The sequence below is a fragment of the Nonomuraea sp. NPDC049504 genome (genome assembly GCF_040676845.1).
GTDB lineage: Bacteria > Actinomycetota > Actinomycetes > Streptosporangiales > Streptosporangiaceae > Nonomuraea > Nonomuraea salmonea.
On sequence record NZ_JBFAPT010000016.1, the window covers coordinates 13389 to 38951 of the forward strand.

Sequence of the window (25563 nt, forward strand, 5' to 3'; positions counted from 1 at the left end):
CGGTCAGCGTCCCGTCGTCCCGCAGGAGTCTATTGAGGCGCGTCCCAGGCGACGGGCAGCCGGTGCACCCCGTAGATCGCCATGTCCGTACGCAGGGGCACCTCCGCCGCCGGCACGGCCAGCCGCAGCGAGGGGAGCCTGGCGAACAGCGCGGGGAAGGCCACCCGCATCTCCACCCGCGCCAGCTGCTGGCCCAGGCACTGGTGCACGCCGTGCCCGAAGGCCACGTGGCTCCCGGAGTGCCGGGACAGGTCGAGCAGATCGGGCGAGTGGAAGCGGCCGGGGTCGCGGTCGGCCGCCGCCAGCGAGACGGTCACCGACTCGCCCTTGGCGACCCGTACGCCGCCCAGGTCGAGGTCCTCCAGCGCGGTGCGGACGAGGAACGGCACGATGCTGAGATGGCGCAGCAGCTCCTCCACCGCCCGGTCCACGTCGTCGAGCAGCGCGGCGGCCGCGCCCGGATGCTCCAGCAGCGCGAACGTGCCCAGCGCCAGCATGTTCGCGGTGGTGTCCAGGCCCGCGCCCAGCAGCATGAACCCGATGGTGGCCAGCTCGTCGTCGTCGAGGTCGCCGCGGGTCAGCCCGCTCAGCAGGTCGTCGGAGGGCGCCGCCCGCTTGGCCGCCACCAGCTCCTTGATCTGCCCCTGGACGGCGGCGAACGCGGCGTACTTCTCCTCGATCGTCAGCTCGGGACCGCTCAGCCTGGTCATCTGCGCGATGAAGGCAGGCCGGTCGGTCTCGGGCACGCCCAGCAGCTCGCAGATCACCACCGCCGGGATCGGCGCGGCGAACGCCGCCACCAGGTCGGCCGGCGGCCCCTGCCGCTCCATCGCGTCGAGGCACGTGCGCGTGACCTCCTCGATCCGCTCGGTGAGCCGGCGCATCCTGCGTACGGTGAACTCGCCGGTGAGCAGGTGGCGGTAGCGCGTGTGCTCCGGCGGGTCCATCGCGACGAACAGCCCGGGCGGCGCGGGCCGCCCCTGCGGCGCCTCCGACGCGGTGGGCAGGTGCCGCAGCTCGGAACGGGCGCTGAACCGCGGGTCGGCCAGCACCTCGCGGGCCAGGGCGTGGCCGGTGACCAGCCACCCCTGGTGCCCGTCGGGATAGGCGAGGGGAACGATGGGGCCGCGCTCGCGCAGCAGGGCCAGCTCGGCCGGCGGGTCGAACGGCGTGGGCCGCCCGGCGGGCATGATGATCGTCTCGGTCATGGGGGTCTCCCTTCACCGAGAAACGATACAGTACTGCTCTGTATTGAAATAGGGGGCATCCAGTGAGAGGGGGTAGTGTGCCCAGGTGCGCCACACCGGTAGGGGGCGCGTTGCGCGATCATGGTCGGGGGGTTAACCTTGACCACATGCGAAATCACGCTCAGCTCCAGTGGTGGCGCCGCTTCTAGGCGGCGCGTGTTTCGCATTCCACAACGGACGGCCGCCCCGGATGGCGGCCTTTCTCGTGTCCGCCCCCGGGGCTCGATCATTTGAAGGGGCAGGAAGTGGAGAAGAGCGGATATACCACTGCCGGGGGCATCGGTGTCGAGCGCGAGACGCGCGAGGTGGACGAGGCCGCACTCGAAGAGATCGTGACAGCCCTGTCGGAGCGGCGCGGCGGCGCCTTCTCCTCCGGCATGGACTACCCGGGCCGCTACAGCCGATGGGCGTTCGGTTACGTCGATCCGTGCCTCGAGATCGTCGCCAAGGGCCGGACGATCTCGGCGACCGCGCTGAACGAGCGCGGCCGCGTCGTGCTGCCCGCGATCACCACGTGCCTGCTGGCCGCCGGCAAGCCCGTCACCGAGCCCACCGCCGACCGGGTCGAGGTCCACGTCCCCGAGTCCGAGGACCTGCTGCCCGAGGAGATGCGCAGCCGCAGGCCCACCGTGTTCACCGCCATCCGCGAGGTGATCGCCGCCTTCAAGGGCGACGACCCGCACCTCGGCCTCTACGGCGCCTTCGGCTACGACCTGGCCTTCCAGTTCGAGCCCATCAGGCAGGAGCTCGTCCGCCCCGACGACCAGCGCGACCTCGTGCTGCACCTGCCCGACCGGCTCGTGGTCATCGACCGCCAGCGCGAGACCAGCGTCGAGCACCGCTACGAGTTCACCGTCGACGGCGCCACCACCCGCGGCCTCGAGCGCACCGGCGACACCGCGCCGCCCGTCACGCCCGCCGAGGTCCCGCCCAACCCGCCGAGGGGCGAATACGCCAAGGTCGTGGCCGCCGCCAAGGAGAAGTTCAAGCGCGGCGACCTGTTCGAGGTCGTGCCCGGCCAGGTCTTCCACGCCACCTGCACCGACCCGTCCGCCTTCTACCGCGGCCTGCGCACCAGCAACCCCGCCCCGTACGAGTTCATCATCAGCCTCGGCGAGGGCGAGCACCTCGTCGGCGCCTCACCCGAGATGTACGTCCGCGTCACCGGCGAGCGCGTCGAGACCTGCCCCATCTCCGGCACCATCGCCCGCGGCCGCAACCCGGTCGAGGACGCCGAGGCCATCCGCACCCTCCTGTCCAGCGTGAAGGAGGAGTCGGAGCTGACCATGTGCACCGACGTCGACCGCAACGACAAGTCGCGCATCTGCGTCCCCGGCACGGTCAAGGTCATCGGCCGCCGCCAGATCGAGCTCTACTCCCGGCTCATCCACACCGTCGACCACATCGAGGGCCGGCTGCGCCCCGAGTTCGACGCCCTCGACGCCTTCCTCACCCACATGTGGGCCGTCACCGTCACCGGCGCCCCCAAGACGTGGGCCATGCAGTTCATCGAGGACCACGAGGCCACCACCCGCCGCTGGTACGGCGGCGCCATCGGCTTCATCGGCTTCGACGGGTCCATGAACACCGGGCTCACCCTGCGTACCGCGCAGATCAAGAACGGCGTCGCCGCCGTCAGGGCCGGGGCGACGCTGCTGTTCGACTCCGACCCCGAGTCCGAGGAGCGCGAGACCGAGCTCAAGGCCAGCGCCCTGCTCGGCGCGCTCGCCGCGGTCAACCAGCCCGGCGTCGTCCCGGTCGCCGAGACCAGGCAGCAGCCGGGCCTCGGCATGAAGGTGCTGCTCGTCGACCACGAGGACTCCTTCGTCAACACCCTGGCCGACTACTTCCGCCAGGAGGGCGCCGACGTCGTCACGCTGCGCCACGGCTTCCCGACCCACATGATGGACGAGATCGCGCCCGACCTGGTCGTGCTCTCACCCGGCCCCGGCTGGCCGACCGACTTCGGCATGTCGGCGCTGCTCGACGAGGTCTACGCCCGCGACCTGCCCGTCTTCGGCGTCTGCCTGGGCCTGCAGGCCATGGTCGAGCAGGCCGGCGGCACCCTCGAGCTGCTCGACTACCCCGAGCACGGCAAGCGCGGCCGGGTCTCCAGGGTGAGCGAGAGCGCGCTGCTGGAGGGGCTGCCCGACGAGTTCACCGCGGCCCGCTACCACTCCCTGCACGCCAAGCGGCCCGGCGTGGTCGGCTTCACCCCGACCGCCCTTACGCCCGACGGCAACGTCATGGCCATCGAGGACACCGCGCGGCGGCGCTTCGCCGTGCAGTTCCACCCCGAGTCGATCCTCACCCAGGAGGGCAACGCGGGCGCCAAGATCATCTCGAACGTCCTGCGGCTCGCCCGCAGATGAGTAAAACCCGGGCGGGGGCGTGCGGGGCTCCCCTAGAGTCTCCGCATGCTCCCCGTAGACCTGCCCGGCACGGTGCGTGACGCGCTGCTCGCCCCGCTCGTCGACCACCACTGCCACGGGGTGCGGCGCGACGACCTCGGCAGGGCCGGCTTCGAGCTGCTCATCAGCGGGGCCGGCAACCCGGCGCCGCCCGGCACCACCCACTTCGACACGCCGCTCGGCGTCGCCGTACGGCGGTGGTGCGGGCCGCTGCTCGACCTTGAGCCGCACGCGCCGCCCGCCGTCTACCTGGCTCGCCGCGAGGAGCTGGGCGCCGGGGAGGTCAACCGGCGGCTGCTGGCCGGGGCCGGGGTGGTGGCGTTCCTCGTCGACTCCGCCTCGCAGGACGGCGAGCTGCTGAGCGCCACCGAGATGGGCCGCCACGGCGGGGCCGCCGCCGACGAGCTGGTCCGCGTCGAGCACATCGAACGCGACGTCGCCGCCTCCGCCCAGCTCGCCGTCGACTACCTCGACGACCTGGGCGAGCAGCTCACCGCCCGGGCGGCGCGCGCGGTCGGGCTCAAGACCGTCGCGGGCGCGCTGTGCGGCCTCGACCTGGAGCCGTCCAGGCCCGCACGGGGCGCCGTGATCGCCGCCGCCAACCGCCGCCTCGCCGACCCCAAGCTCCCGCTCACCGACCCGGTCCTGCTCCACTACCTGGTCTGGAGCGCCGTGGACGTGGCCAGGGAACGCGGCCTCCCCCTGCAGTTCCACTGCGGCCTCGGGGGCGGCCTCGGAGGGGGCCTTGGAAGCGGCCTCGCCGGAGGTTACGAGGGCGGCCTCGAATCCGGGCCCGGGGACGGGCCCAGCGGTGGCTTCAGCGGCGGGGGGTTCAGCGGTGGCTTCAGTGGTGGGTTCAGCGGTGGGCTCGGTGGGCCGCTCGGCGAGCCGCATCGGGCGGACCCGGCCAGGCTGAGCGCGTTCGCGGGCGCGCTGCAGCCGCTCGGCGTCCCGATGATCCTGCTGCACAGCTACCCGTTCCACCGTCAGGCCGCGTATCTGGCGGCGGCCTTCCCGCACGTGTACGTGGACGTCGGCCTCGCCCCGCCGCACACCGCCGCCGCGCCCCGCGTCATCGACGAGCTGCTGGAGCTGGCCCCGTTCCACAAGCAGCTGTTCAGCTCCGGCGCCTGCGGCCTGGCCGAGACCGCCTACCTGGGCGCGCTCACCTACCGCCGAGCCCTGTCCCGAGCCCTGGCCACCAGAATCGACTCGGGCGAGTGGAGCACCGCCGACGCCTCCAGAATCGCCCACATGATCGGCTCAGGAAACGCCCGCCGCATCTACCGCCTCTGACGGCCGCACACGCACCACCCCCGCCCACCCCCTGAACGGCTTCCGCCACACGCCGCCTGACGCTCAGCGAAGCCACGTTCGGCAGCGCCTCGCGCTGTCAGGCGCATCGCGCACGGCGGCATCTTCGCCGGCTTCTGCCGCGCGCCGATCGGTGCGCGTTGTGGCTGTGTTGCGCGGTGCTTTGCGCTCTCAGGCGTATTGCCGCACGGTGTCTACGCCGGCTGCCGCCGTGCGCCGCCCGGCGCCCCGCGAGGCAGCGTTTCCCAGTGCCCCTGACTCTCGTCCTGAGGCATTCCTGCGCGGCCGTATCCCCGTCGGCCCCTGCCGGGCCCCGGCGGGCGTCTGTGCGGCTCTGTCCTCATCCTCGCCGACCGTTGGGGCAGGTCGCCGGGCTCCTTCGCGCGCGGTGCCGGGCTCTGGGGGTGAAATACCCGAATAAAAATCCAAATTTCCCGTTTTCCAAACAGCTCCATCGTTTCTTGTCGATTTGTCAATATCGCTGTCATGATCGGTGGCGCCAGACAAACCTACCCCTTGGAGGTGCCGTGTCCTGGCGTCCCATCACCCTCGTGGCCGTGTTATGCCTGGCGCTCACCGTGCCGGGCACCGCGGCGGCCGACGACCCGCCGCCCGAGGTGGAGCAGCGGGCGGGCACCCGCGCCCCGGCAGAGGTGCACGGCCTGTCCGAGCCCGCCCAGGCGGGCGACCCGGTGGCCGCCGCCAAGGCGCACCTGGCCGACCCCCGCTACCACCTCGACCCCGCCGACCTGGCCCCGCTCAGGACGGTCGTGGACGGCGCCGACGAGACGGTCAGGTTCGCCCAGCGCCACCGAGGCGTGCCCGTCTTCGGCGCCCACTACCTGGTGCACTTCCGTAAGGACGGCGACCGGCGCGAGGTGGTCGGCGCGGGCGGCCGGTTCCTCACCGAGCTGACCGTCTCCACCACCGCCACCGTCACCGGGAAGACCGCCGCGCGGATCGCCCACACCACCATGATCCGCGACCACCGGTCCCGCGAGGGCGTCACCGCCCAGGACGCGGGGCTCGTCGTGGTGCCGGGCGGCGCCGGCCAGCTGGCCTGGCACGTGGTGCTCACCGGCCGCGACGCGGTCGCGAAGAAGCCGCTGCTGCTCGACGCGTACGTGGACGCCCACTCGGGCCGCCCCCTGTTCGCCGTGGACCGCCTGCGCATGGAGGGCCCGGTGACGGGCAGCGGGCAGACCGCGCACGGCCGTACGGTGGAGCTGAACGCCTACGAGCGCGCCGACGGCGCCTACGAGCTGCGCGACCGCACCCGCCCGATGTGGGACGGCACCGACGGCGAGATCCTCACCTACGACGCCGCCGGCCGCACCTTCTTCGACTTCTTCACCCCAGGCATCCCGGAGGGCACCGAGCTGGTCCGCTCCGCCACCCCCGTCTTCGGCCCCGAGCACACCGAGACCGGCGCCGTGGACGCCCACTGGAGCGCGGGCCAGGTCTACGCGTACTACCGCGGGCTCGGCCGCGACGGGCTCGACGGGCAGGGCGGCACCATGTACTCGGTGGTCAACGTCACGGCGGACGGCGAGCCGTACACCAACGCCTTCTGGGACGGCACCAAGATGGTCTACGGCGGAGGCGGTGACTACCACTCCTTCGCCGCCGCGCTCGACGTCGTCGGCCACGAGATGACCCACGGCGTCATCACGCACAGCGCCGACCTGGTCTACATCGGCCAGTCCGGCGCGATCAACGAGGGCCTGGCCGACTACTTCGGCAACGCCATCCAGGTGGACACGTACGGCATCCCGATGAGCGACCCGAACGCGAGCCTGCTCGGCGAGACGCTGTGCAAGACCGCCCCGCCGGAGGAGTGCGCCGGCCGCGACCTCGGCGACGGCCGCGTGGCCGGCGAGGACTACCTCGGCTTCGCCGTCGGCTACGACAACGGCGGCGTGCACTACAACTCCACGATCTTCTCCGGCGCCCTCTGGGACGTCAGGGAGACGCTGGGCGGCGCCGTCACCGACCGGCTCGTCTACAAGGCGCTCACCGAGTACATGACGCCGCTGGACGACTTCGTGGACGGCCGCCGCGCCGTCGAGTCGGCGGCCCGCGCGCTCGGCATGTCCGCCCGCGACAAGCTGACCGTCGCCCGCGCGTTCGACCGGCACGGCATCAGGCCGGGCTGGGAGCGCGCGCTGCGCACCGACTCGCGCGTGCTGATCGACGGCATCACCGACCGCCTGGCGCGCCCCGACGTGGCGGGCGACCGCTACGTCATCTCCAACACCTCGCCTGACGCCCTGTCGCCGAGCGTGATCCTCACCGGCCGGATCGGCGGCGGCAAGCCGGTGCGCCTGTCGGAGGGCGAGCGGTGGAACTCCGTCCCGGTCACCGACGGCAGGCGGGCCGCGTGGACGTCGTTCGACGCCGCGCAGGAGCATTACCAGGTCCACGTCCGCCCGCTCGACCGCAGCTCGCCGCCCGAGCTGGTCTTCGACGCCCCGAGCCTCGTCGACTCGGTGGCGATCGACGGCGACACGATCGTGTGGGACGGCGTCGGCGCCGACGGCGAGCACGGGGTCTGGGTCAAGCGCGGCTCCGCGGCGCCCGTCGAGGTCACCGCCGAGGCGGCCGTGCACGGGTTCTCGCCGTCGCTCAAGGGCGGCAGGCTCGCCTACGAGCGGTACTGGACGGAGGACGGCGCGCTGCGCAGCGCACCCGCCGTCGTCGACCTCAGGACCGGCGCCGAGACCGTCATCCCCATGCCGGCCGGCTCGTGGACCGTGAAGCCGACCCTGACCGGCCGTCACCTCGTCTGGATGTACGACGCGGACGACGACGGCCGCTACGGCATCATGCGGGCCGCACCCGACGGCACCCGCAGGGCCGTCGTCGTGCAGGACGGCCCGCAGGCGCCCAGGCCGAACTGGTTCGACGCCAACGACGAGGTCGCCACCCTCGGCCTGTGGCCCGACGGCAGCGGGAACGAGGTCTCGAACGCGATCCTGCCGAAGATCCACCAGGTGCCGCTCGGCGGCGGGACCCCGCAGCGCTACTCGTGCAACCGGGGATATCAGGACTACTTCGCCTCAGGAGAGGGCAGAACCGTCGTCTGGCTCGACGGCACTGACGGGAACACCGACCTGGTGACCCGCGACCGGCCCGCGCCGCGCTGCCGTACCGGCTCGTGACGCCGGGCCGGGTGACCGCCGGGCGACGGCCCGCGCACGCGGGTTGACCTGGGCAGGCGCCCGCCGCACCATGCGAGGGGGGCGGCGGGCGCCGAGCCCTGGTCAGGCGTCTCACTGCGGAAACCGAGCGGGGGCTCCCATGCGCACTGCCGAACCCGAGGTCTTCATCGTCGCCCGCCCGGCGCTCGACTACGACGAGCTGGCCCGCTATCTCGCCGAGGTGGGCGGGGAGAGCTGGCTGGAGCGGCTCGACCGCGGCGACCTCGACGCGCAGAACCTCGCGGAGTTCGCCGGCCGGCTCTGCTACCGCTCGTTCGAGCCGGGCCTGAACCCCAACGTGACGAAGATCAGGGAGAACCAGGACGACTACCTGCGCAACATCCTGGCCAGCGCCCACGGCTCGGTCCTGGAGCACGTGAGCTTCAGCTTCGTGCTGCACGACGTCAGCCGGGTGCTGACCCACGAGCTGGTACGCCACCGGCCCGGCGTGGCCATCTCGCAGGAGTCGCTGCGCTTCGTCCGCCTCGACGAGCTGCCGTTCTGGTTCCCGGAGTGGGCGCGCGAGGACGACGAGCTGATGCGGCGGGCCACGGCCGTGCTGGAGGAGCTGGAGCGGTTCCAGATGTGGATGGCCGGCCACTTCGGGCTCGACGAGGAGGGCGTGCCGTTCTCCGAGAAGAAGCACCGTACGTCGTTCATGCGGCGCTTCGCCCCCGAGGGCGTGGCGACCGGCCTGGTGTGGACCGCGAACGTGCGCACCCTGCGGCACACCATCGAGGCCCGCACCGCGGCCGGCGCGGAGGAGGAGATCCGCCTGTTGTTCCAGCGCATCGGCGAGCTGATGCGCGAGGAGGCGCCCGCCCTCTTCGGCGACTACGTCGTCGAGGACGGGGCCTGGATCCCCGGTTGGCGCAAGGTCTGACCCCGGGGGATCAGGCGAGGGCGGGCAGCACGTAGACCTCGGCGCCCGGGGGCATGGCGCAGTCGAGGCCGCCGAGCCCCCTGGAGTTCTCCCCGCACACGAACATGCTGATGTGGCGGCGGATGCGGCCGTATTCGTCGCGCAGCCGCTCCTCCAGCATGGGGTGGGTGCGCCGCAGCATGTCGAGCGCCGAGCGCAGGGTGGGCGGCGAGTCGCGGTCGTCGCCCACGGCGAAGACCGCGACCTCCTGGCGCCCGCTCACCCACCGCCGCAGCGAGCTGGGCAGCACGAACACGACCATCGTCACCGGCCTGGCCATGATCTAGAGCACCGCCGCACGCACGGTGAGCACGTCGGGCAGGTGGCGGGCGACCGTGGACCACGTCTCGCCGTCGTCGCGCGAGCCGTAGACCTCGCCTGAACGGGTGCCGAAGAACACCCCGGCGTCGGAGGCGGTCATCGCGTCGCGCAGCACGGTGGAGTAGACCGGCTCGTCGGGCAGCCCCTGGGAGAACGCCTGCCAGGCGGCGCCGCCGTCGTCGCTGCGGTGGACGCGGTAGCGGTGGCCGACCGGCGTGCGGTCCATGTCGGCGTGGAGCGGCAGCACGTAGACCGTGTCGGGCCGCGACGGGTGCACCGCGATGGGAAAGCCGAAGTCGGACGGCAGCGAGGTGCCGATGTCGCGCCAGTTGGCCCCGAAGTCGTCGCTGCGGTAGACGCCGAAGTGGTGCTGGAGGTAGAGCCGCTCGGGCCGGGACGGGTGCATCGACACCTTGTGGACGCACTGCCCGAACTCAGGATATTGCTGGCCCTCCGGCATGAACGGGGCCCTGATGTTCTTGTTGGCCGCCTCCCATGACAGCCCGCCGTCGCGGGTGCGGTAGAAGCCGGCCGCCGAGACGGCGACGGCCATGATCTCGGGGTCGGTGGGGTGGTTGACGATCGTGTGCAGGCACAGCCCGCCGCCGCCCGGCTCCCACCGCTCGCGGTGCGGATGCTCCCACAGGCCCTCGACCAGCCGATAGGTGACGCCGCGGTCTTCCGAGCGGAACAGCGCGGCCGGCTCGGCCCCCGCCCAGACGACGTCGGGCTCGGACGGCGACGGCACGAGCTGCCAGACCTTGGCCAGCGTCGCCCCGGTCTTCTCGGGGAAGGCGACGGGCGGGTGGTCGGCCTCGTGCCAGGTGTCGCCGAGGTCGTCGGAGTACATCACCGACGGGCCGAAGTGGCCGTATTCGATGCCGGCCAGCAGCCGGGGCGTGGCGCCCCTGGTGTCGATCGCCACCGAGTGCACGGCGACCGTGGAGAACTGGATCGGCTGGACCTCGAACGGGCCGCCGCGCGTCGAGCGGGCCAGGAACAGGCCCTTACGGGTGCCGACCGCGAGCATTGCGTCACTCATGACTTCGCTCCCATGTTCGCTTGCGGTCATCGTGCCACGCGCCACCGACAGTTACCGAGGACTGGGCGATTCCGCTCGCAAGCGTCTCGCTTACCTGAGGGGTAATCGAGACGCTTCCCTCTGATCGCTACGGTGAGGGGCATGGAAGCGGTCGCCGTACATGAGGAGTCCTTCGGTTCACTGCTGCGCTCGTGGCGGCAGCGGCGCCGGGTGAGCCAGCTCGACCTGGCCATCGAGGCGGGGGTGTCGGCCCGCCACGTCAGTTTCCTGGAGACCGGGCGGGCCAGGCCGAGCCGCGAGATGGTGACGCGGCTGGCCGAGGAGCTGGACGTGCCGCTGCGGCACCGCAACCGGCTGCTGGTGGCCGCGGGGTTCGCCCCGGTCTATCCGGAACGCGAGGTGCGCGCGCCCGAGCTGCACGCCGTCCGGCAGGCGCTGGACACGATCCTGGCGGGGCACGAGCCGTATCCGGCGGTCGTGGTGGACGTGGCGTGGAACCTGGTGGCGGCCAACGCGGCGGCCGGGATGTTCCTGGAGGGCGTGCCCGATGAGCTGCTGAAGGAGCCGGTCAACGTGATGCGGCTGTCGCTGCACCCCGACGCGATGGGCGGGCGGCTGCTCAACCTGGCCGAGGTACGCGGCCACCTGCTGCGCCAGCTGCGCCGCCAGGCCGAGTCGTCGGGCGACGGGCGGCTGGCCGAGCTGCACGACGAGCTGGCCGCGTACACCTACAAGGACAGGGCCGGCGTCGAGGCCGACGTGGCGCACCTGACGGGGCCGTCCGACCTCCTCATCCCGCTGCGCATCGCCGCGGGCGACAGGGTGCTGTCGCTGTTCACCACGATCGCGACGTTCGGCACGCCGATGGACGTCACGCTCTCCGAGCTGGCCATCGAGACGTTCTGGCCGGCCGACGAGGAGACGGCGGCGGCCTTCCGCGTCAGCGGGCGGTGAGGGGGAGCGCGGGTGGCGGCTCGCCGGCGGCGACCGCGGCCTCGATCGAGGCCAGGGGGGCGGGGCCCGGCACGATCGGCAGGCCGCCGGTGACGGTGTGCGTGCGGACGTCCGGCAGGCCGTCGGCGGGCGGCGCGGCGACGGCGAAGACCGGGAAGGCGTCGCCGCCCGGGACGACGGAGACGGAGATGTAGTCGCCCACCGTCCTGCCCTGGCCGGTGACCGGCAGCCAGCCGACCGCCATCGGCCCGTGCAGCTCCAGCGGCGCCGACCAGCTCGCCCCGCCGTTGGCCGAGGAGGTGTGGCCGACGGTGAGGCGGCAGGTGGCGGGCACGCAGGCGGCGTCGGCGTAGCGGTAGTACGTCACCGCGAGCCGCGCCCGCTCGCCCTTGCTCGCGCGGTCCACGCCGAGCCCGGGGATGACGTGGTCGCCGCCGTCGTCGGTCACCCGCAGCACGTCGCCCCACCGCTCGCCGGTGGCCGACGTGCTGAGCACGATGTCGTTGCCGGCGCAGCCGTGCTGGAAGCGGCAGTCGTGCCAGGCGACGTAGACGGTGCCGGCGGCGTCGGTCTCGGCCGAGGGCAGCGGTAACGCCCGCAGCCCGCCCGCCGGCGTGTGCCGCTCCACCCGCGAGACCAGCGTGCTCTCGCTCCAGCCCGCCCCGCCGTCGCGGGACCGGAAGGAGCGGATCTCTCCGTCGTTGCTCAGGTACGGCACCACGACGGTCCCGTTGGGCCGCACCACCGGCTGCCCGCCCAGCCCGCTCGCTCTGGTGACCGCGACGGTCCAGGACAGGCCGCCGTCGACCGAGCGGGCCACCCTGATCGCGTTCGCCACGGCGTGGTCGTCGAACACGGCGTAGCACTGCCCCCGGTACGGGCTGCCGTCCCCGTTGTCGCAGACCACCCAGCTCTTGTCCAGGTCGCCGCCCACGGCGGTGACGACCGGCGGCGACCACGCCACCCCGTCGGCGGAGCGGCTGGTCAGCACGGCCGCCCCGGTCACCCCGCCGGTGTCGGACAGCCCGATCGAGGTGATCAGCCACACGCCGTGCAGGGCGTCATAGGCCACCGAGGGGTCGGCGGTGCGCGCGTGCACGCCGCCCGCCGCCGTGGTGAGCCCGGGCAGCGTCCCCCTGCTCCAGGTGGCGCCGCCGTCGCCGGACATCGCGTACGCGATGCCGGCCGCGCCTCCGTCGGACAACCGGCCCGTCTGGTGCGCCGCCACGATCACCTCGCCCCACTGGTAGGTGTCGGCGCCGCCCTGCGGGCCGGGCCGCGGCGCGGTGGCGCCGGCCTCGGGGCCGATCTCGGTGAGGGGGACCGCCTCGGACGCCGTGGCGGGAGCCGGCGCGATCAGCGACGCCGCGGCCACGAGGGCGACGAGCCCGCCGATCGTACGGCGCCGGGCGGGAAGGGGCACGCTCCACCTCCGCGTGGGGGGTCACCTTCCAGATGGCCTCTTCCACGCCCGATTGTCAACCTTTCGATCACTGGTGTCAGCGTTCGCCGTGCACGGCGTCCCGGTGGATGCGGGCCAGCGGGACGCCGTCACCCTGGAGGCGGCGCACGGTCTCGTTGACCATGCTGGAGGGGCCGCACACGTACACGTCGTGCTCCGACCAGGAGTGGAAGCGCTGGGTCACCTCGGGCAGGTGGCCGCGCATGCCCTCGTAGCCCGGCTCGTCCGAGACCACGGGCAGCACCCGCAGCCACGGGAACGACGACTGCATCCTGATCAGGTCCGGCAGGTCGTACAGCTCGCCCGAGGTGCGGGCGCCGTACAGCAGGTGGATGTTGGGGCGGCGGCCCGAGGCGATGATGGACTCCACGATCGCCTTCAGCGGCGCGAGTCCCGTGCCGCCCGCCACGCACAGCACGTCGCGCACGCTGTGCTCGCGCGGCGTCATCGAGCCCATGGGCGGGCCCAGCATGAGCGTGTCGCCGATGCGGGTGTGCCTGATCAGCGTGGTCGAGACCCAGCCGCCGGGCACCGAGCGCACGTGCAGCTTGATCATGTTGTCCTGGCGCGGCGCGTTGGCGATGGAGAACGTCCGCCACACGCGCGGCCAGCGCGCGGTCTGCACGGTGACGTACTGGCCCGGCGTGTACGGCAGCCGCTGCGTCGGCCGCAACGTGATGACCGCGATGTCGCGGTGGCGCAGCTCGTGGTCGACGACCTCGGCCAGCCACCACGCGGGGGACACCCCCGAGTCGGACTCGGCAGAGCCGATCATGAGATTGGCGGCCGCCGAGTACGCCGCCACCCAGGCCGCCTCGATCTCGTCGTTCCAGACGTCGGCCGCGAAGCGGCGGATCGTGGCCAGCAGGGCGTTGCCCACGGCCGTGTAGTGCTCGGCGACGACGCCGTACTTGCGGTGGTCGCGGCCGAGCTGGCCGAGGTAGGCCGCCATGCCGTCAGGGCTGTCCAGGCTCCACACGATCCTGGTCAACGCGCTGAACAGCCGGTCCCGCTGCACGTTCATCGCGGGCGGGAACATGCTCCGCAAGTGCGGGTTCTCGGCGAACAAGCGGCCGTAGAAGTAGGCCGTGGCCTTGGCGGCCACGGGTTCGACGAGGGAGAAACTCTCCTTCACCAGGCGCGGATTCAACGACATGAAAACAACCCCACCCCTTGACCGGAAACGCATTCCGGTCTCGCCGTTCACCTCCCTGACGTTCCGGGTCGTGAGCGCGGGACCCCTCCCCGGCATGTCCGTACGCTCGAAATCGAGTCTTACACCCGCGATGACCCGCCACAACCGTTTCCCCCCAATACGGTGCGAAGGAGAACTATCAGTAATGACTCAGTGATTCTCTGCGCTCGGGATCTCTGGAATTTCGGTCGTCGAATGTGAAAACAACTAATTTTCATATCAAGCAACGAAAAATGCGCGTATGGCGGGATGATCGTCGCCCTTAACGGCGGGATACGCCCGGCTAACCGGACAACCCGGGAAGGGGGTGTCGGACGGGAGGCAAGCCGCACGAGGGGATCTTCGGGAGGGGTGACATATCGGAAAGACTGTGCGCCATGATGGGGGAGTGCATGGGGCCGCCCCCGCACCTCGGCGGAGGGCGGCCGTACGAACTCCACCATGCCCTTGGGAGATCGCATGTCCCGACCGCTGATCGGCGTCACCGCCTACTTCGAGGCCGCCCGCTGGGGCGACTGGGTGCGCGAGGCCGTGCTGTCTCCCCCCTCCTACGCCAAGATGGTCGGCCGGGCGGGCGGCGCGCCCGTCGTGCTGCCGCCCATCGCCCCCAGCGCGGTCGACGACTACGTCAGCGGCCTGCGCGGCGTCGTCCTGGCCGGCGGCGCCGAGCTGGCCGCCGACACCTACAACGGCGAGCAGGACCCCAGGGCCGACGAGCCGCAGCCCCAGCGCGACCGCTTCGAGCTGGCCCTGGCCAGGGCCGCCATCCGGGCCGACGTGCCCGTCCTCGCCATCGGCCGCGGCATGCACGTGCTCAACGTCGCCCAGGGCGGCACCCTCATCCCGTGGCTGTCCGACGTCCTCGACAGCGACCGCCACGCCGAGCCCGACGGCGGCCACGTCATCCAGGTCAGCGTCACCAGCAAGCTCGGCAAGGCCGTCGGCGACCGCGTCGAGGTCAGCGCGCCCCACCGCCAGTCCGTACGCAGGCTCGGCACGGGCCTGCTGGCCGTGGCCTGGGCCGAGGACCAGATCGTCGAGGGCATCGAGCTGCAGGGGCACCGCTTCGGCGTCGGCGTCCAATGGCACCCGGAACGCGGCACCGACACCCGGCTCTTCGATGCGTTCATCGAGGCGGCCCGCTAGGCTGCTGATCATGCCGCTGCACCCCCAGGCGCGGGATTACGTCGCCCAGTTCCTTCCCGGCTCCGACGACGAAGGGCTGGCCGGTCTCGACCTGGCCGCCATCCAGGAGATGCGCGCGAGCGACCCCATGGCCGTCCACCGGGGGCCGCTGACCAAGCTGCCGTTCGTCCGCGACGAGGTGGCCGAGGGCGTGCCCATCCGCATCTACCGCGCCGACCCGGGCGACGCGCCCCTGCCGGTCCTGGTCTACTTCCACGGCGGCGGCTGGGTCTTCGGCAGCGTCAAGCGCAACGACGCGATCGGCCGCGACCTCGCCATCCGCACCGGCGCCGTGGTGGTCTCCGTCGACTACCGGCTGGCGCCCGAGCACCCGTTCCCGGCCGCCGCCGACGACGCATGGACGGTCGTGCGCGACCTGTTCGCCCGCCCGGCCTTCTACCAGAGCAACGGCAGCGTCGCCGTGATCGGCGACAGCGCCGGCGCCAACCTGGCCGCCGTGGCCGCCTGGCAGGCCCGCGACGCCGGCCTGCGCCTGGCCCACCAGGTGCTCGTCTATCCGGTGCTCGACGCCGCCATGGACACCCCCAGCTACACCGCGAACGCCAAGGGCTACGGCCTCGACGCGGCCGACATGGCCTGGTTCGTCAGCCGATACGCCGGCGACGTCGACCCCGCCGAGCCGCGCCTGTCGCCGCTGCGCCTGCCCGACGTCTCAGGTCTCGCCCCCGCCACCGTGGTCACCGCCGAGTACGACGTCCTCAGAGACGAGGGCGAGCGCTACGCCGCCCGCCTCGCCGACGCGGGCGTCCCCGCCGAGCTGCGCAGGTACGACGGCGCCATCCACGGCTTCTTCGTCCTGCCCGGCCTGTTCGACCAGGCCGTCGAGGCCCGCGACTACGTGGCGCGGCGGCTGCGGGAGCACCTGTGAAAGACGCCTACACCAAGCTGCGGCTCGACACCCCGGCCGACGGCGTGCTCCGCGTCACGATCAGCGAGCCCGCCAGGCTCAACGCCGTCGACGCCACCGCGCACCGCGAGCTCGGTGAGATCTGGCGCGACGCCGACCGCGACGCGTCCGTACGCGCGATCGTGGTCAGGGGAGAGGGCGCCGCCTTCTCCGCCGGCGGCGACCTGTCCATGATCGAGGACATGATGCGCGACCACGACACCCGGATGCGGGTGTTCACCGAGGCCCGCGACATCGTCTACAACGTGCTCAACTGCTCCAAGCCCATCGTCTCCGCCATCCAGGGCCCCGCCGTCGGCGCCGGGCTCGCGGTGGCGCTGCTGGCCGACATCTCCGTGGCCGGCCGCACCGCCCGCATCATCGACGGCCACACCAGGCTCGGCGTCGCGGCCGGCGACCACGCCGCCATCGTCTGGCCGCTGCTGTGCGGCATGGCCAAGGCGAAATACCACCTGCTGCTCTGCGAGCCGGTCACCGGCGAGCAGGCCGAGCGCATGGGCCTGGTGAGCCTGTGCGTCGAGGACGACGAGGTGCACGAGAAGGCCATGGAGATCGCGGTCAGGCTCGCCGCCGGCGCCCAGGACGCGATCAGGCTGACGAAATACTCGCTCAACAACTGGGTGCGCCTGGCCGGCCCGTCCTTCGACGCCTCGCTGGCCATGGAGTTCCTCGGCTTCACCGGGCCCGACGCCGCCGAGGGCGTGCGCGCCCTGCGCGGGAAGCGGCCGCCCGCGTTCGGCTGACCTCGGCTTCCACCGTCCTGGTGTGCTTCCCCCGCCCTCGGGTAGTCGGGGCGCGTGGACGTCGAAGGGCCGCTTTCCGCCGAGGTCGAGAACGCCGCCCCGGCACCCGGAGCCCGGGCGTCCATCGCACAGGGGGAGGAGGTCATCCAGCCGCCGTGATCATCTCACGGCGACCAGCCCACCGGCCGGTCCACCCTTCGCCTCATGGCGGGACCAGGGACGTGATCCGTACGGCGATGGGCACGCCGGCCGGCAGGCCGGCGGGAAACCGCGGGGGCGGTCCGGACGCTCGCGCCGCCAGGGGTTGAGCAGGCAGCTCCCGGCCGAAGGCGTGGCCCGTCCGATCCTGGCGCCGATCGGGCGGCCGGACACCCCGCGCTCCTCCCTACCGTCGCCCGTTCCAGCAGGTCGTCGGCCCGGCCTTCAGCCCGGCCCTCGGCCAGGCCCTCAGGTCGGCCGTCAGCCCGGTGGTCAGCCCGGTGGTCAGCGGGGCCTGCGGGCGTGGAAGACGAAGGCGGGAGGCGTGTTGCGCCACACCGTACGGCCCGGCACGACCTCCTCGAACCGCTCGGCCAGCAGCGCGCGGAAGCGCCGCGCCGAGCTGAGCGGGATCGCGTGGATGTAGGAGAACGTGGTGAACGCCGCCCCCGGGCTCATCGCCCCCGTCACCGCGCCCAGCAGCTCCCGCTGCACGTCATCGGGGAACGCCGCCCACGGCAGCCCGCTCACCACCACGTCCGCCATCCGCAGCCCGCGCTCGCCGAGCAGCTCGCCCAGCCGCGTCGCGTCGTCGTGCGCGACGTCCACCGCCGGATAACGCTCGGCCAGCAGCCGCGCCAGCTGCTCGTTCAGCTCCACCGCCAGATGGTGACCCCGGCCGTCCAGCCGCTGCTGGATCTCCGCGGTGAACGCGCCCGTGCCAGGCCCGAGCTCGACCACGATCGGCTCGCCCCGCTCGGGGATCGGCGCGCAGACGGCCGCCGCCAGCCGCCGCGAGCTGGGCGCGACCGCGCCGATCGTGGCGGGGGAGCGCAGGAACTGTCCGATGAACAGTGCGGTGTCGTTGGGCATGCCCTGAATGTAGGCGCTGGTCGCCGCCGATCGCTCCGCCCTCCGGGCGGACCTGCGGCCACTTGGAGGAGGCGGGGTCCTCCGCGCGGAGGATCAGCCGGTGGAGCGGTGCGGATACGGTGTGGTGCATGCGTTGGCGTGGTGTGCCGCTCGATGTCCTGCTCGCGGCCTCGGGGGTGGCCCTCGACCTGCTGACCACGGCACACGCGGGCGACACCGACGTCCTGCCCGCCGAGGCGAACATCCCCATGGCGCTGCTGGTCGGCCTGCCCATGGGGTTCGTCCGCCACCGGCCGGTCCTCGTCACCCTCTACCTGGCGGCCATGCTCGCCACCACCGACCAGCTCGGCTCGTTCACCTCCAACACCGCGCAGATCCTGCTCTGCGTGGCGCTCGGCGTGGCCGGATACCTCGCCAGCGCCCGCGCCACCGCCCTCGCCGTCGTCGCCGCCATCGTCGCCACCGCCTTCAACATCGCCGACCCCGGCATCGCGCTCACCGGCAACACGTGGATGTACTCCGTGCTGCTGCCCGTCTTCCCCGCCGTGCTCGGCGGCTACCTGCGCAGCTCGGCCGAGCGGCTCGACGAGCGCGACGTCACCCCCGACGCGCTGCTCGCCGCCGGGGGCGTCGCCATCACCGTGCTCAGCACGTGGACGTCCTGGCACTCCGGCGCCCAGCCCGTCTGGGTCGTCGGGCTGCTCGCCGTGGTCGGCGGCCTGTCGCTCGGCGTCGCCAGGCGGCTGCCCGGGCTGGTCTTCCTGCTGCAGGGCGTGCTGCTCGTCTCCGCCGACGCCTACCTCAACCAGGCGGTCAACACCTGTGTGATCCTCACCCTGATCGCGATCGGCGTGTTCGCCATGCGGGTGGTGTCGTGGGCCTGGACGGTGGCCGCGTACCTGACCGGCTGCCTGCTCACCGCCATCGCCGTCGTCGGCGACGACACCTCCATCACCGGCTTCCGCGTCGGCGTGCTCATGACGCTCGTCGCCACGCCCATCGCGATCGGCCGCTACCTCGGCATGCGCCGCGCCGCCGCCGCGTCCGAGCGGCTGCGCGCCGAGGAGGCCGCCCGCGCCGCCGTCGCCCAGGTGCGCGCCGACCAGCTCGCCGAGCGCGAGCGCATCGCCCGCGACGTGCACGACATCGTCGCCCACCACGTCGGCGCCATGGTGCTGCGGGCCAGCGCCGCCCGCTACACCGCGCCCGACGGCCCCGTCGCCGACGCGCTCAACGACATCCGCGAGACGGGCCACCAGGTGCTGCAGGACCTGCGCGACCTGCTCGACCTGCTGCGCGACCCCGAGCGCCAGCCCGACCTGCTGGCCAACCCGGCCGACGTCGTCCGCGAGTCCGCCGAACGCATGGCCGCCGCCGGCCTCGTCGTGGACCTCGACCTCGACCCGGCCACCGACCAGACCCCGCTCATCGCCCGCGCCTCCGCGGCCAGAATCGTCCAGGAAGGACTCACCAACGTGCTCAAACACGCCGGCCCAGGCACCCGGGTCCGCGTATCCGTGACCCCCTCGCAAGAGGGGCTCGCCGTCGAGGTCCGCAACGGCCGCCCGCCGACCGCCATCGAGCGCCTGCCCTCCTCCGGCCGGGGCCTGGCGGGCATGCGCGAGCGGGTCCGCACCCTCGGCGGCACCCTCAGCGCCGGGCCCGACGGCGAGGGCGGCTGGCTGCTCGCCGTCCACCTGCCCACCCGTCTGACCCCGGGGAGCGCCGCGTGATCCGCGTGCTGGTGGCCGACGACCAGGCGCTCGTCCGCGCGGGCGTGCGCATGCTGCTGCAGGCCACGGGCGACATGGAGGTCGTGGGCGAGGCCGAGGACGGTGCCGAGGCCGTCCGCCTGGCCGAGCGTCACCTGCCCGACGTCATCCTCATGGACCTGCGCATGCCCAGAGTCGACGGGCTGGAGGCCATCAGGCGGGTGCTCGCCGCCCGGCCGGGCGCCAGGATCGTCGTGCTGACCACGTTCGCCGAGGACGGCAACGTCTACGCCGCCCTGCGCGCCGGCGCCGTCGGCTTCCTCGTCAAGGACGACGACCCCGAGCGCATGGTCGAGGCGGTGCGCAGGGCCGCGGCGGGCGAGCAGCTCCTCGCCCCCTCGGTGCTGCGCCGGGTCGTCGAACGCTTCCTCGCCGCCGAGGAGCAGGCCGCGCCCGCCGCGCCACCCGGACTGACCGAGCGCGAGCTGGAGGTGCTCGCCCTGGTCGGCACCGGCCTGTCCAACGCGGAGATCGCCGAGGAGCTGCACGTCGGCGTCACCACGGTCAAGACCCACATCGCGGCCGCGATGGAGAAACTCGGCCTGCGCAACCGCATCCAGGCCGCCGTCATCGCCCACCGCACCGGCCTGGTGGACGCCTCCTTCCGTCCCGTCCGCCAGCCCCGCCCCTGACCCTCTCTCATCGCGTGGGCGTCCGCCTGTGGGTGGACGCCCGCGTCAGCCGGTGGGCGGACGACCGGGGCGGGGGCGGTCCGAGAGCATGTGGTCGCACATTGATCGCAGGAGCGGAAGGACCCCCCATGCAGGAGACCCTCAGTTCGCAGGAGCGGCGCGGCGGCGGCGCGGACCGGATCTCCGGTGGCCTGCTCTACGGGCTGCGGCTGGCCGTCACGGCGCAGGGCGTCGCGCTCGTCGTCGCGGCGTCGTTCGCCGGGCAGGCCGTCGAGACGGCGTCGATGGGTGAGAGCCACGTCATGGCCGGCATGGTCGTCCACCTCGTGGCGCTCGTCCAGATCGTGCTGGCGGTGCTGTTCTGGCGGCCGGGACGCGGCGCGGGCTGGCCCGCCCTGGCGAGCGTGGCGCTGTTCGTCGTCGGCCTGGCCCAGCACGTCACCTGGCTGTGGCTGGGCGCCCACCTGCCCAACGGCGTGATCCTGTTCGGCCTCATCACCGCGCTGCTCATCTGGGTCTGGTCACCGGCGGCCGCCCGCCGCCGCTAAGGTCGAAGGCGTGTACGTGAAGATCTGCGGGCTGAGCGAGCCGGAACACGTCGCCACCGCCGTCGAGGCCGGCGCCGACGCCATCGGGTTCGTCATGACCAGGAGCCCGCGCCGCATCACGCCCGAGCGGGCCGCCGAGCTGGCCGCGCCGGTCCCGCCCCACGTCCTCACCGTCGGCGTCTTCCGCGGCGAGGACCCGCAGGCCGTGCGCGAGGCCGCGCTGACCTCCGGCGTACGCGCCGTCCAACTGCACGGCAAGCACCCCCACGGCGACTTCACCGCGCTCAAGGACCTCGGGGTGCGCCTGGTCAGGGCCGTGGACGCGCAGGCCGACCTGCGCTGCGGCGCCTACGACGAAGACCTGCTCATCGTCGACGCGCCCCACGCCGGCTCCGGGCAGCCGTGGGACTGGGCGGCGGTCCGCGGCCGCCCCTCGGGTCAGTGGATGCTGGCGGGCGGACTGGCCCCCGGCAACGTCGCCGAGGCGGTCGCCGCCGCCCGTCCGTGGGGCGTCGACGTCTCCAGCGGCGTCGAGACCGCCCCCGGCAAGAAGGACTCGGCCCTCATCAGGTCCTTCCTCAAGGCGGCCCGCGGCCTCGATGTCTGACCTCCCTCCCGCCCCCACCGCCGAACGCGACCCGGGCGCGCCTGAGCAGCCGCCCGCCGTCACCGGCGACCTGGCGCGGGTGCTCGGCTTCCTGCACGGGTTCGCCCGCCGGCGCGCGCCCCGCGTGCTGCCCGCACCGGGCGGTTTCGCCGTGCTCGACGACCGTTTCCCCGGCTCGTACGACGACAACAAGCTGATCGTCACCGAGGACGCGGACCCGGCTCTCCTGCTGAAGGCGGCCGACGACCTCCTGGCCACCAGGGGCCACCGCCTGGTCTGCGTGGACGACGACCGCCTCGGCACCACCTACACGCCCGTGTTCGCCGCCGCCGGCTACGAGCGGGAGACCACGCTCGTCATGACCTTCACCGGCGGCCTTCCCGAGGCGCCGCCCCCGGCCGAGCGCCTGGAGCCGGACGAGCTGCTCCCCGTGCTGCGCCGCGACTGGCGCCACACGCTCCCCGAGGCGCCGGAAGAGGTGATCGAGGGCCTCGCCCGCCGCGTCGAGGCCCGCGCGGCCGGCGCCGACGTGGTGCGCTTCTACGGCGTACGCACCCCGTCCGGCGAGATCGCCGCCCGCGCCGACCTGTACGTCCACGACGGCGTCGCCCAGATCGAGAACGTCTTCACCGGTCACCTCCACCGGGGCGCCGGCCACGCCCGCGCCCTCATGACCGCGCTCCTCGCCGAAGCCTCGGCCCTGCTCGGTGACGGCCCGATCTTCCTGCTGGCCGACGCCGGCGACTGGCCGCACGGCTTCTACCGCCGGCTGGGCTTCACCGAGCTGGCCCGCACCCACGCCTTCCTGCGCGCCTGACGGGCCGCCACGATCCCCTGAGGCCGATGAGACGGGGGAAGCGCGGGCCGCTGCGAGGGAGTTCCACGCAGTAGGGTCTCCTGCGTGAGCGAAACTTCCGCCGAGGACCGGATCTGGACGGTTCCTAACCTGCTGAGCTTCCTGCGCCTCCTGGGCGTGCCCGTGTTCTTCTGGCTGGTTCTCGGGCCAAAAGCCGACGGATGGGCGATCGGGATCCTCGCGGTCGCCGGTTTCACGGACTGGCTCGACGGAAAGATCGCACGGGCGTTCAACCAGACGAGCAGGCTGGGCCGGATCATCGATCCTGCCGCGGACAAGCTGTACGTGTTCGCCACCATCATCGCCCTGCTGCTGCGCGACGTGATCCCGTGGTGGCTGGTCGTGGTCGTTCTGGGGCGCGACGTCTTCGTTGCCTGTTTCGCCCCCGTTCTTCGCAAATATGGCTATAAGGCACTTCAAGTGCATTTCCTGGGCAAGGCAGCCATGTTCAACCTCATGTACGCCTTCCCCCTGCTCTTCCTTGCCTCGCACTCCGGGTGGTATGCCGAAATAGCACGCATTGTCGGGTGGGCGTTCGCTCTCTGGGGAACGGGCCTGTACTGGTGGGCGGGGGCGCTGTATGTCGTACAGGTGCGTCAACTGGTAACGGCGGCCAGAAGGGGATGATCGGGTGAAGGCGGTCGTCATGGCGGGCGGGGAGGGCACTCGGCTGCGTCCGATGACCGCCAACCAGCCCAAGCCCCTGCTCCCTGTCGTCAACCGCCCGATCATGGAACACGTCCTGCGCCTGCTCAGACGGCACGGCGTGACCGAGACCGTGGTGACCCTGCAGTTCCTCGCCGCCCTCGTCCGCAACTACTTCGGCGACGGCGACGAGCTGGGCATGAGCCTGCAGTACGCCACCGAGGACGTCCCGCTCGGCACGGCGGGCAGCGTCAAGAACGCCGCCGATCGCCTGCGCGACGACCGTTTCCTGGTCATCTCCGGAGATGCCCTGACGGACATCGACTTATCGGACATGATCCGTTTCCATCGCGAAAAAGGCGCGCTTGTCACGATCGGCCTGAAAAGGGTTCCCAACCCGCTCGAATTCGGGATCATCATCGTGGACGAGGAGGGCCGGGTCCAGCGCTTCCTGGAGAAGCCCACCTGGGGCCAGGTCTTCTCCGACACCGTCAACACCGGCATCTACGTCATGGAACCCGAGATCCTCGACGCCGTCGCCACCGGCGAGCCCGTCGACTGGTCCTCGGACGTCTTCCCCGCCCTCCTCCACTCCGGCGCCGCCATCTACGGCTACGTCGCCGGCGGCTACTGGGAGGACGTCGGCACTCACGACAGCTACCTCAAGGCCCAGGCCGACGCCCTGTCCGGCCGGGTCGCCCTCGACATCGGCGGCTTCGAGCTCTCACCCGGCGTGTGGGTCGCCGACTCCGCCTCCGTCGACCCCGACGCCGTGCTCAAGGGCCCGCTCCTGATCGGCGACTACGCCAAGGTCGAGGCGGGGGCCGAGCTGCGCGAGTACACCGTGCTCGGCAACAACGCCGTCGTCCGCGAGGGCGCCTTCCTGCACCGCGCGATCGTCCACGACAACGTCTACCTGGGGCCGGGCGCCCACCTGCGCGGCTGCGTCATCGGCAAGAGCACCGACGTGATGGCCGGCGTCCGCATCGAGGAGAACGCGATCGTCGGCGACGAGTGCGTCATCGAGGCCGAGGCGTACGTCTCCAGCGGCGTCCGCGTCTACCCGTTCAAGACCATCGAGGCCGGCGCGGTGGTCAACACCAGCGTCATCTGGGAGTCGCGCGGCCAGCGCAACCTGTTCGGCCCGCGCGGCGTGAGCGGCCTGGTCAACGTCGAGATCACCGCCGAGCTGTGCGTCCGCCTGGCCAGCGCGTACGCCACCACCCTGAAGAAGGGCGAGCACGTCGTCACCTCCCGCGACTGCTCGCTGGCGGCCAGGGCGCTCAAGCGGGCCGTCATCGGCGCGCTGACCGCGGGCGCCATCAACGTCCTCGACCTGGAGGCCGCGCCGCTGCCCGTCACCCGCTTCCACACGGCCAGGGTGTCGGCGGCCGGCGGCATCGCGCTGCGCACCACGCCCGGCGACCCGCAGAGCGTGGACATCGTCATCATGGACGACCGCGGCGCCGACCTGCCGCCGGCCGCCCAGCGCAAGCTGGAGCGGGTCTTCTCCCGCCAGGAGTTCCGCCGCGCCTTCCCCGGCGAGATCGCCGAGCTGACCTACCCGGCGCGGGCGGTCGAGGACTACACCCACGAACTGCTGCGCCACGTCGGCGTGAGCGGCGTCAGGGACATGAAGGTCGTCGTCGACTGCGCGGGCGGCACCTCATCGCTGGTGCTGCCCACGCTGCTGGGCAGGGTCGGCGTCGAGGTGCTCACGGTCAACGCCAGGCTCGACCACGTCTCGCCCACCGAGACGCTGGCCGAGCGCCGCCGCGACCTGCAGCGCCTGTCGGAGCTGGTCAGCTCCTCAAGGGCGGCGTTCGGGGTGCGGTTCGACCCGGTGGGGGAGCGCATCGCCCTGGTGGACGAGAAGGGCCAGCTCATCAGCGAGGAACGCGCCCTGCTCGTCGTGCTCGACCTGGTGGCCGCCGAGCGGCGGGGCGGCCAGGTGGCGCTGCCGGTCACCACCACCAGGGTCGCCGAGCAGGTCTGCCGCTTCCACGGCGTCCAGGTGCGGTGGACCCCCACCGCGCTCGACGCGCTCACCTCCGCCGCCGCGGGGCCCGACATGATTTTCGCCGCCGACGGGCGCGGCGGGTTCGTGGTGCCGGAGTTCAGCCCGGCCATCGACGGGCTGGCCGCGTTCATGCGGCTGCTCGGGCTGGTGGCCCGCACCCGGCTGTCGCTCAGCCAGATCGACGCGCGCATCCCCGAGGTCAGGCTGCTCAGGCGGACGGTGCCCACCCCGTGGGCGGCCAAGGGCGCGGTCATGCGCTCGGTCATCGAGGCGGCCGAGGCCGAGCCCGACGGCCACCGCGTCGACACCACCGACGGCGTGCGCGTGGCGCGCGAGGACGGGAGCTGGGTGCTGGTGCTGCCCGCCGCCGCCGAGCCGGTCACCGACCTGTGGGCCGAGGCGGGCGACATGGACGGTGCCCAGGCCCTGCTCGAACGCTGGGCCCGCGTCGTCGAGCAGGCGGCCGGGTGACGCCCGCACGCAGAGTG

General features: G+C 72.6%; 21 protein-coding genes. 15 read left to right on the forward strand and 6 right to left on the reverse strand.

Annotation, left to right across the window (positions count from 1 at the left end; translation table 11 throughout):
- Nucleotides 1-29 precede the first annotated feature (29 nt).
- A complete protein-coding gene (locus AB0K28_RS28335) occupies nucleotides 30-1208 on the reverse strand; it encodes a cytochrome P450 (RefSeq protein ID WP_345403493.1) in 1179 nt (392 codons plus the stop codon).
- Nucleotides 1209-1492: 284 nt separating this feature from the next.
- Here AB0K28_RS28335 and AB0K28_RS28340 point away from each other — a divergent pair, with 284 nt between their 5' ends.
- The 4 genes from AB0K28_RS28340 to thyX all read left to right on the forward strand — a co-directional run bounded on the left by AB0K28_RS28340 (nucleotide 1493) and on the right by thyX (nucleotide 9055).
- Entirely contained in the window at nucleotides 1493-3619 is a 2127-nt protein-coding gene (locus AB0K28_RS28340) for an anthranilate synthase component I (RefSeq protein WP_364375886.1), read from the forward strand.
- Between the two features lie 45 nt (nucleotides 3620-3664).
- On the forward strand, nucleotides 3665-4954 hold the full coding sequence (locus AB0K28_RS28345) for an amidohydrolase family protein (protein ID WP_364375889.1): 1290 nt from the start codon (nucleotides 3665-3667) through the stop codon (nucleotides 4952-4954).
- A 545-nt stretch (nucleotides 4955-5499) separates the two neighbouring features.
- Nucleotides 5500-8133 (forward strand): M4 family metallopeptidase, encoded by a 2634-nt coding sequence (locus AB0K28_RS28350; RefSeq protein ID WP_364375892.1) that lies wholly within the window; start codon nucleotides 5500-5502, stop codon nucleotides 8131-8133.
- A 139-nt stretch (nucleotides 8134-8272) separates the two neighbouring features.
- The gene (thyX, locus tag AB0K28_RS28355; RefSeq protein WP_364375895.1) at nucleotides 8273-9055 is read left to right on the forward strand and encodes an FAD-dependent thymidylate synthase; all 783 of its coding nucleotides are present in this window, start codon (nucleotides 8273-8275) and stop codon (nucleotides 9053-9055) included.
- A 10-nt stretch (nucleotides 9056-9065) separates the two neighbouring features.
- Here the strand turns inward: thyX and AB0K28_RS28360 are convergent, their stop codons facing one another.
- Nucleotides 9066-9374, reverse strand: a complete 309-nt coding sequence (locus AB0K28_RS28360; protein ID WP_345403508.1) for a molybdopterin synthase sulfur carrier subunit — start codon at nucleotides 9372-9374, stop codon at nucleotides 9066-9068.
- Between the two features lie 3 nt (nucleotides 9375-9377).
- Nucleotides 9378-10457, reverse strand: a complete 1080-nt coding sequence (locus AB0K28_RS28365) for an exo-alpha-sialidase (RefSeq protein WP_364375898.1) — start codon at nucleotides 10455-10457, stop codon at nucleotides 9378-9380.
- A 141-nt stretch (nucleotides 10458-10598) separates the two neighbouring features.
- On the opposite strand from AB0K28_RS28365, the gene AB0K28_RS28370 reads away from it, so the two are divergent.
- Nucleotides 10599-11411, forward strand: coding sequence for a helix-turn-helix transcriptional regulator (locus AB0K28_RS28370; RefSeq protein WP_345403514.1), 813 nt, complete (start codon nucleotides 10599-10601; stop codon nucleotides 11409-11411).
- Here AB0K28_RS28370 and AB0K28_RS28375 read toward each other — a convergent pair.
- On the reverse strand, nucleotides 11398-12834 hold the full coding sequence (locus AB0K28_RS28375; RefSeq protein WP_364375901.1) for a sialidase family protein: 1437 nt from the start codon (nucleotides 12832-12834) through the stop codon (nucleotides 11398-11400). The genes AB0K28_RS28370 and AB0K28_RS28375 overlap by 14 nt on opposite strands.
- Nucleotides 12835-12910: 76 nt before the next feature.
- Nucleotides 12911-14029, reverse strand: coding sequence for a globin domain-containing protein (locus AB0K28_RS28380; RefSeq protein WP_364375904.1), 1119 nt, complete (start codon nucleotides 14027-14029; stop codon nucleotides 12911-12913).
- Between the two features lie 498 nt (nucleotides 14030-14527).
- On the opposite strand from AB0K28_RS28380, the gene AB0K28_RS28385 reads away from it, so the two are divergent.
- The 3 genes from AB0K28_RS28385 to AB0K28_RS28395 are packed head-to-tail and all read left to right on the forward strand — an operon-like array spanning nucleotide 14528 to nucleotide 16924.
- The gene (locus AB0K28_RS28385; RefSeq protein ID WP_364375907.1) at nucleotides 14528-15214 is read left to right on the forward strand and encodes a gamma-glutamyl-gamma-aminobutyrate hydrolase family protein; all 687 of its coding nucleotides are present in this window, start codon (nucleotides 14528-14530) and stop codon (nucleotides 15212-15214) included.
- A gap of 10 nt (nucleotides 15215-15224) precedes the next feature.
- Nucleotides 15225-16142, forward strand: coding sequence for an alpha/beta hydrolase (locus AB0K28_RS28390; protein ID WP_364375910.1), 918 nt, complete (start codon nucleotides 15225-15227; stop codon nucleotides 16140-16142).
- Nucleotides 16139-16924 carry an enoyl-CoA hydratase/isomerase family protein gene (locus AB0K28_RS28395; protein WP_364375913.1) on the forward strand — a complete coding sequence of 262 codons (786 nt, stop codon included), beginning with the start codon at nucleotides 16139-16141 and terminating at the stop codon, nucleotides 16922-16924. The genes AB0K28_RS28390 and AB0K28_RS28395 overlap by 4 nt, the downstream gene beginning before the upstream one ends.
- A 483-nt stretch (nucleotides 16925-17407) precedes the next feature.
- On the opposite strand, the gene AB0K28_RS28400 is transcribed toward AB0K28_RS28395, so the two are convergent.
- Nucleotides 17408-17995 carry an SAM-dependent methyltransferase gene (locus tag AB0K28_RS28400; RefSeq protein WP_364375916.1) on the reverse strand — a complete coding sequence of 196 codons (588 nt, stop codon included), beginning with the start codon at nucleotides 17993-17995 and terminating at the stop codon, nucleotides 17408-17410.
- Between the two features lie 128 nt (nucleotides 17996-18123).
- Between AB0K28_RS28400 and AB0K28_RS28405 the strand changes: the two genes are divergently transcribed.
- From AB0K28_RS28405 to AB0K28_RS28435, 7 genes are all read left to right on the forward strand, one after another.
- Nucleotides 18124-19728 (forward strand): histidine kinase, encoded by a 1605-nt coding sequence (locus AB0K28_RS28405; protein ID WP_364375919.1) that lies wholly within the window; start codon nucleotides 18124-18126, stop codon nucleotides 19726-19728.
- Nucleotides 19725-20399: a response regulator transcription factor gene (locus tag AB0K28_RS28410; protein WP_345403552.1), complete on the forward strand. Its 675-nt coding sequence runs from the start codon at nucleotides 19725-19727 to the stop codon at nucleotides 20397-20399. The genes AB0K28_RS28405 and AB0K28_RS28410 overlap by 4 nt, the downstream gene beginning before the upstream one ends.
- A gap of 128 nt (nucleotides 20400-20527) precedes the next feature.
- Complete coding sequence (locus AB0K28_RS28415; RefSeq protein ID WP_345403555.1) at nucleotides 20528-20947, forward strand: hypothetical protein; 420 nt, start codon at nucleotides 20528-20530, stop codon at nucleotides 20945-20947.
- A gap of 10 nt (nucleotides 20948-20957) precedes the next feature.
- On the forward strand, nucleotides 20958-21554 hold the full coding sequence (locus AB0K28_RS28420; RefSeq protein WP_364375923.1) for a phosphoribosylanthranilate isomerase: 597 nt from the start codon (nucleotides 20958-20960) through the stop codon (nucleotides 21552-21554).
- Nucleotides 21547-22371 (forward strand): GNAT family N-acetyltransferase, encoded by an 825-nt coding sequence (locus tag AB0K28_RS28425; RefSeq protein ID WP_364375926.1) that lies wholly within the window; start codon nucleotides 21547-21549, stop codon nucleotides 22369-22371. Before AB0K28_RS28420 ends, AB0K28_RS28425 begins: the two co-directional genes overlap by 8 nt.
- Before the next feature lie 84 nt (nucleotides 22372-22455).
- The gene (locus tag AB0K28_RS28430) at nucleotides 22456-23037 is read left to right on the forward strand and encodes a CDP-alcohol phosphatidyltransferase family protein (protein WP_364375929.1); all 582 of its coding nucleotides are present in this window, start codon (nucleotides 22456-22458) and stop codon (nucleotides 23035-23037) included.
- 4 nt (nucleotides 23038-23041) lie between these two features.
- Nucleotides 23042-25546, forward strand: coding sequence for a mannose-1-phosphate guanyltransferase (locus AB0K28_RS28435; RefSeq protein WP_364375932.1), 2505 nt, complete (start codon nucleotides 23042-23044; stop codon nucleotides 25544-25546).
- Nucleotides 25547-25563 lie beyond the last annotated feature (17 nt).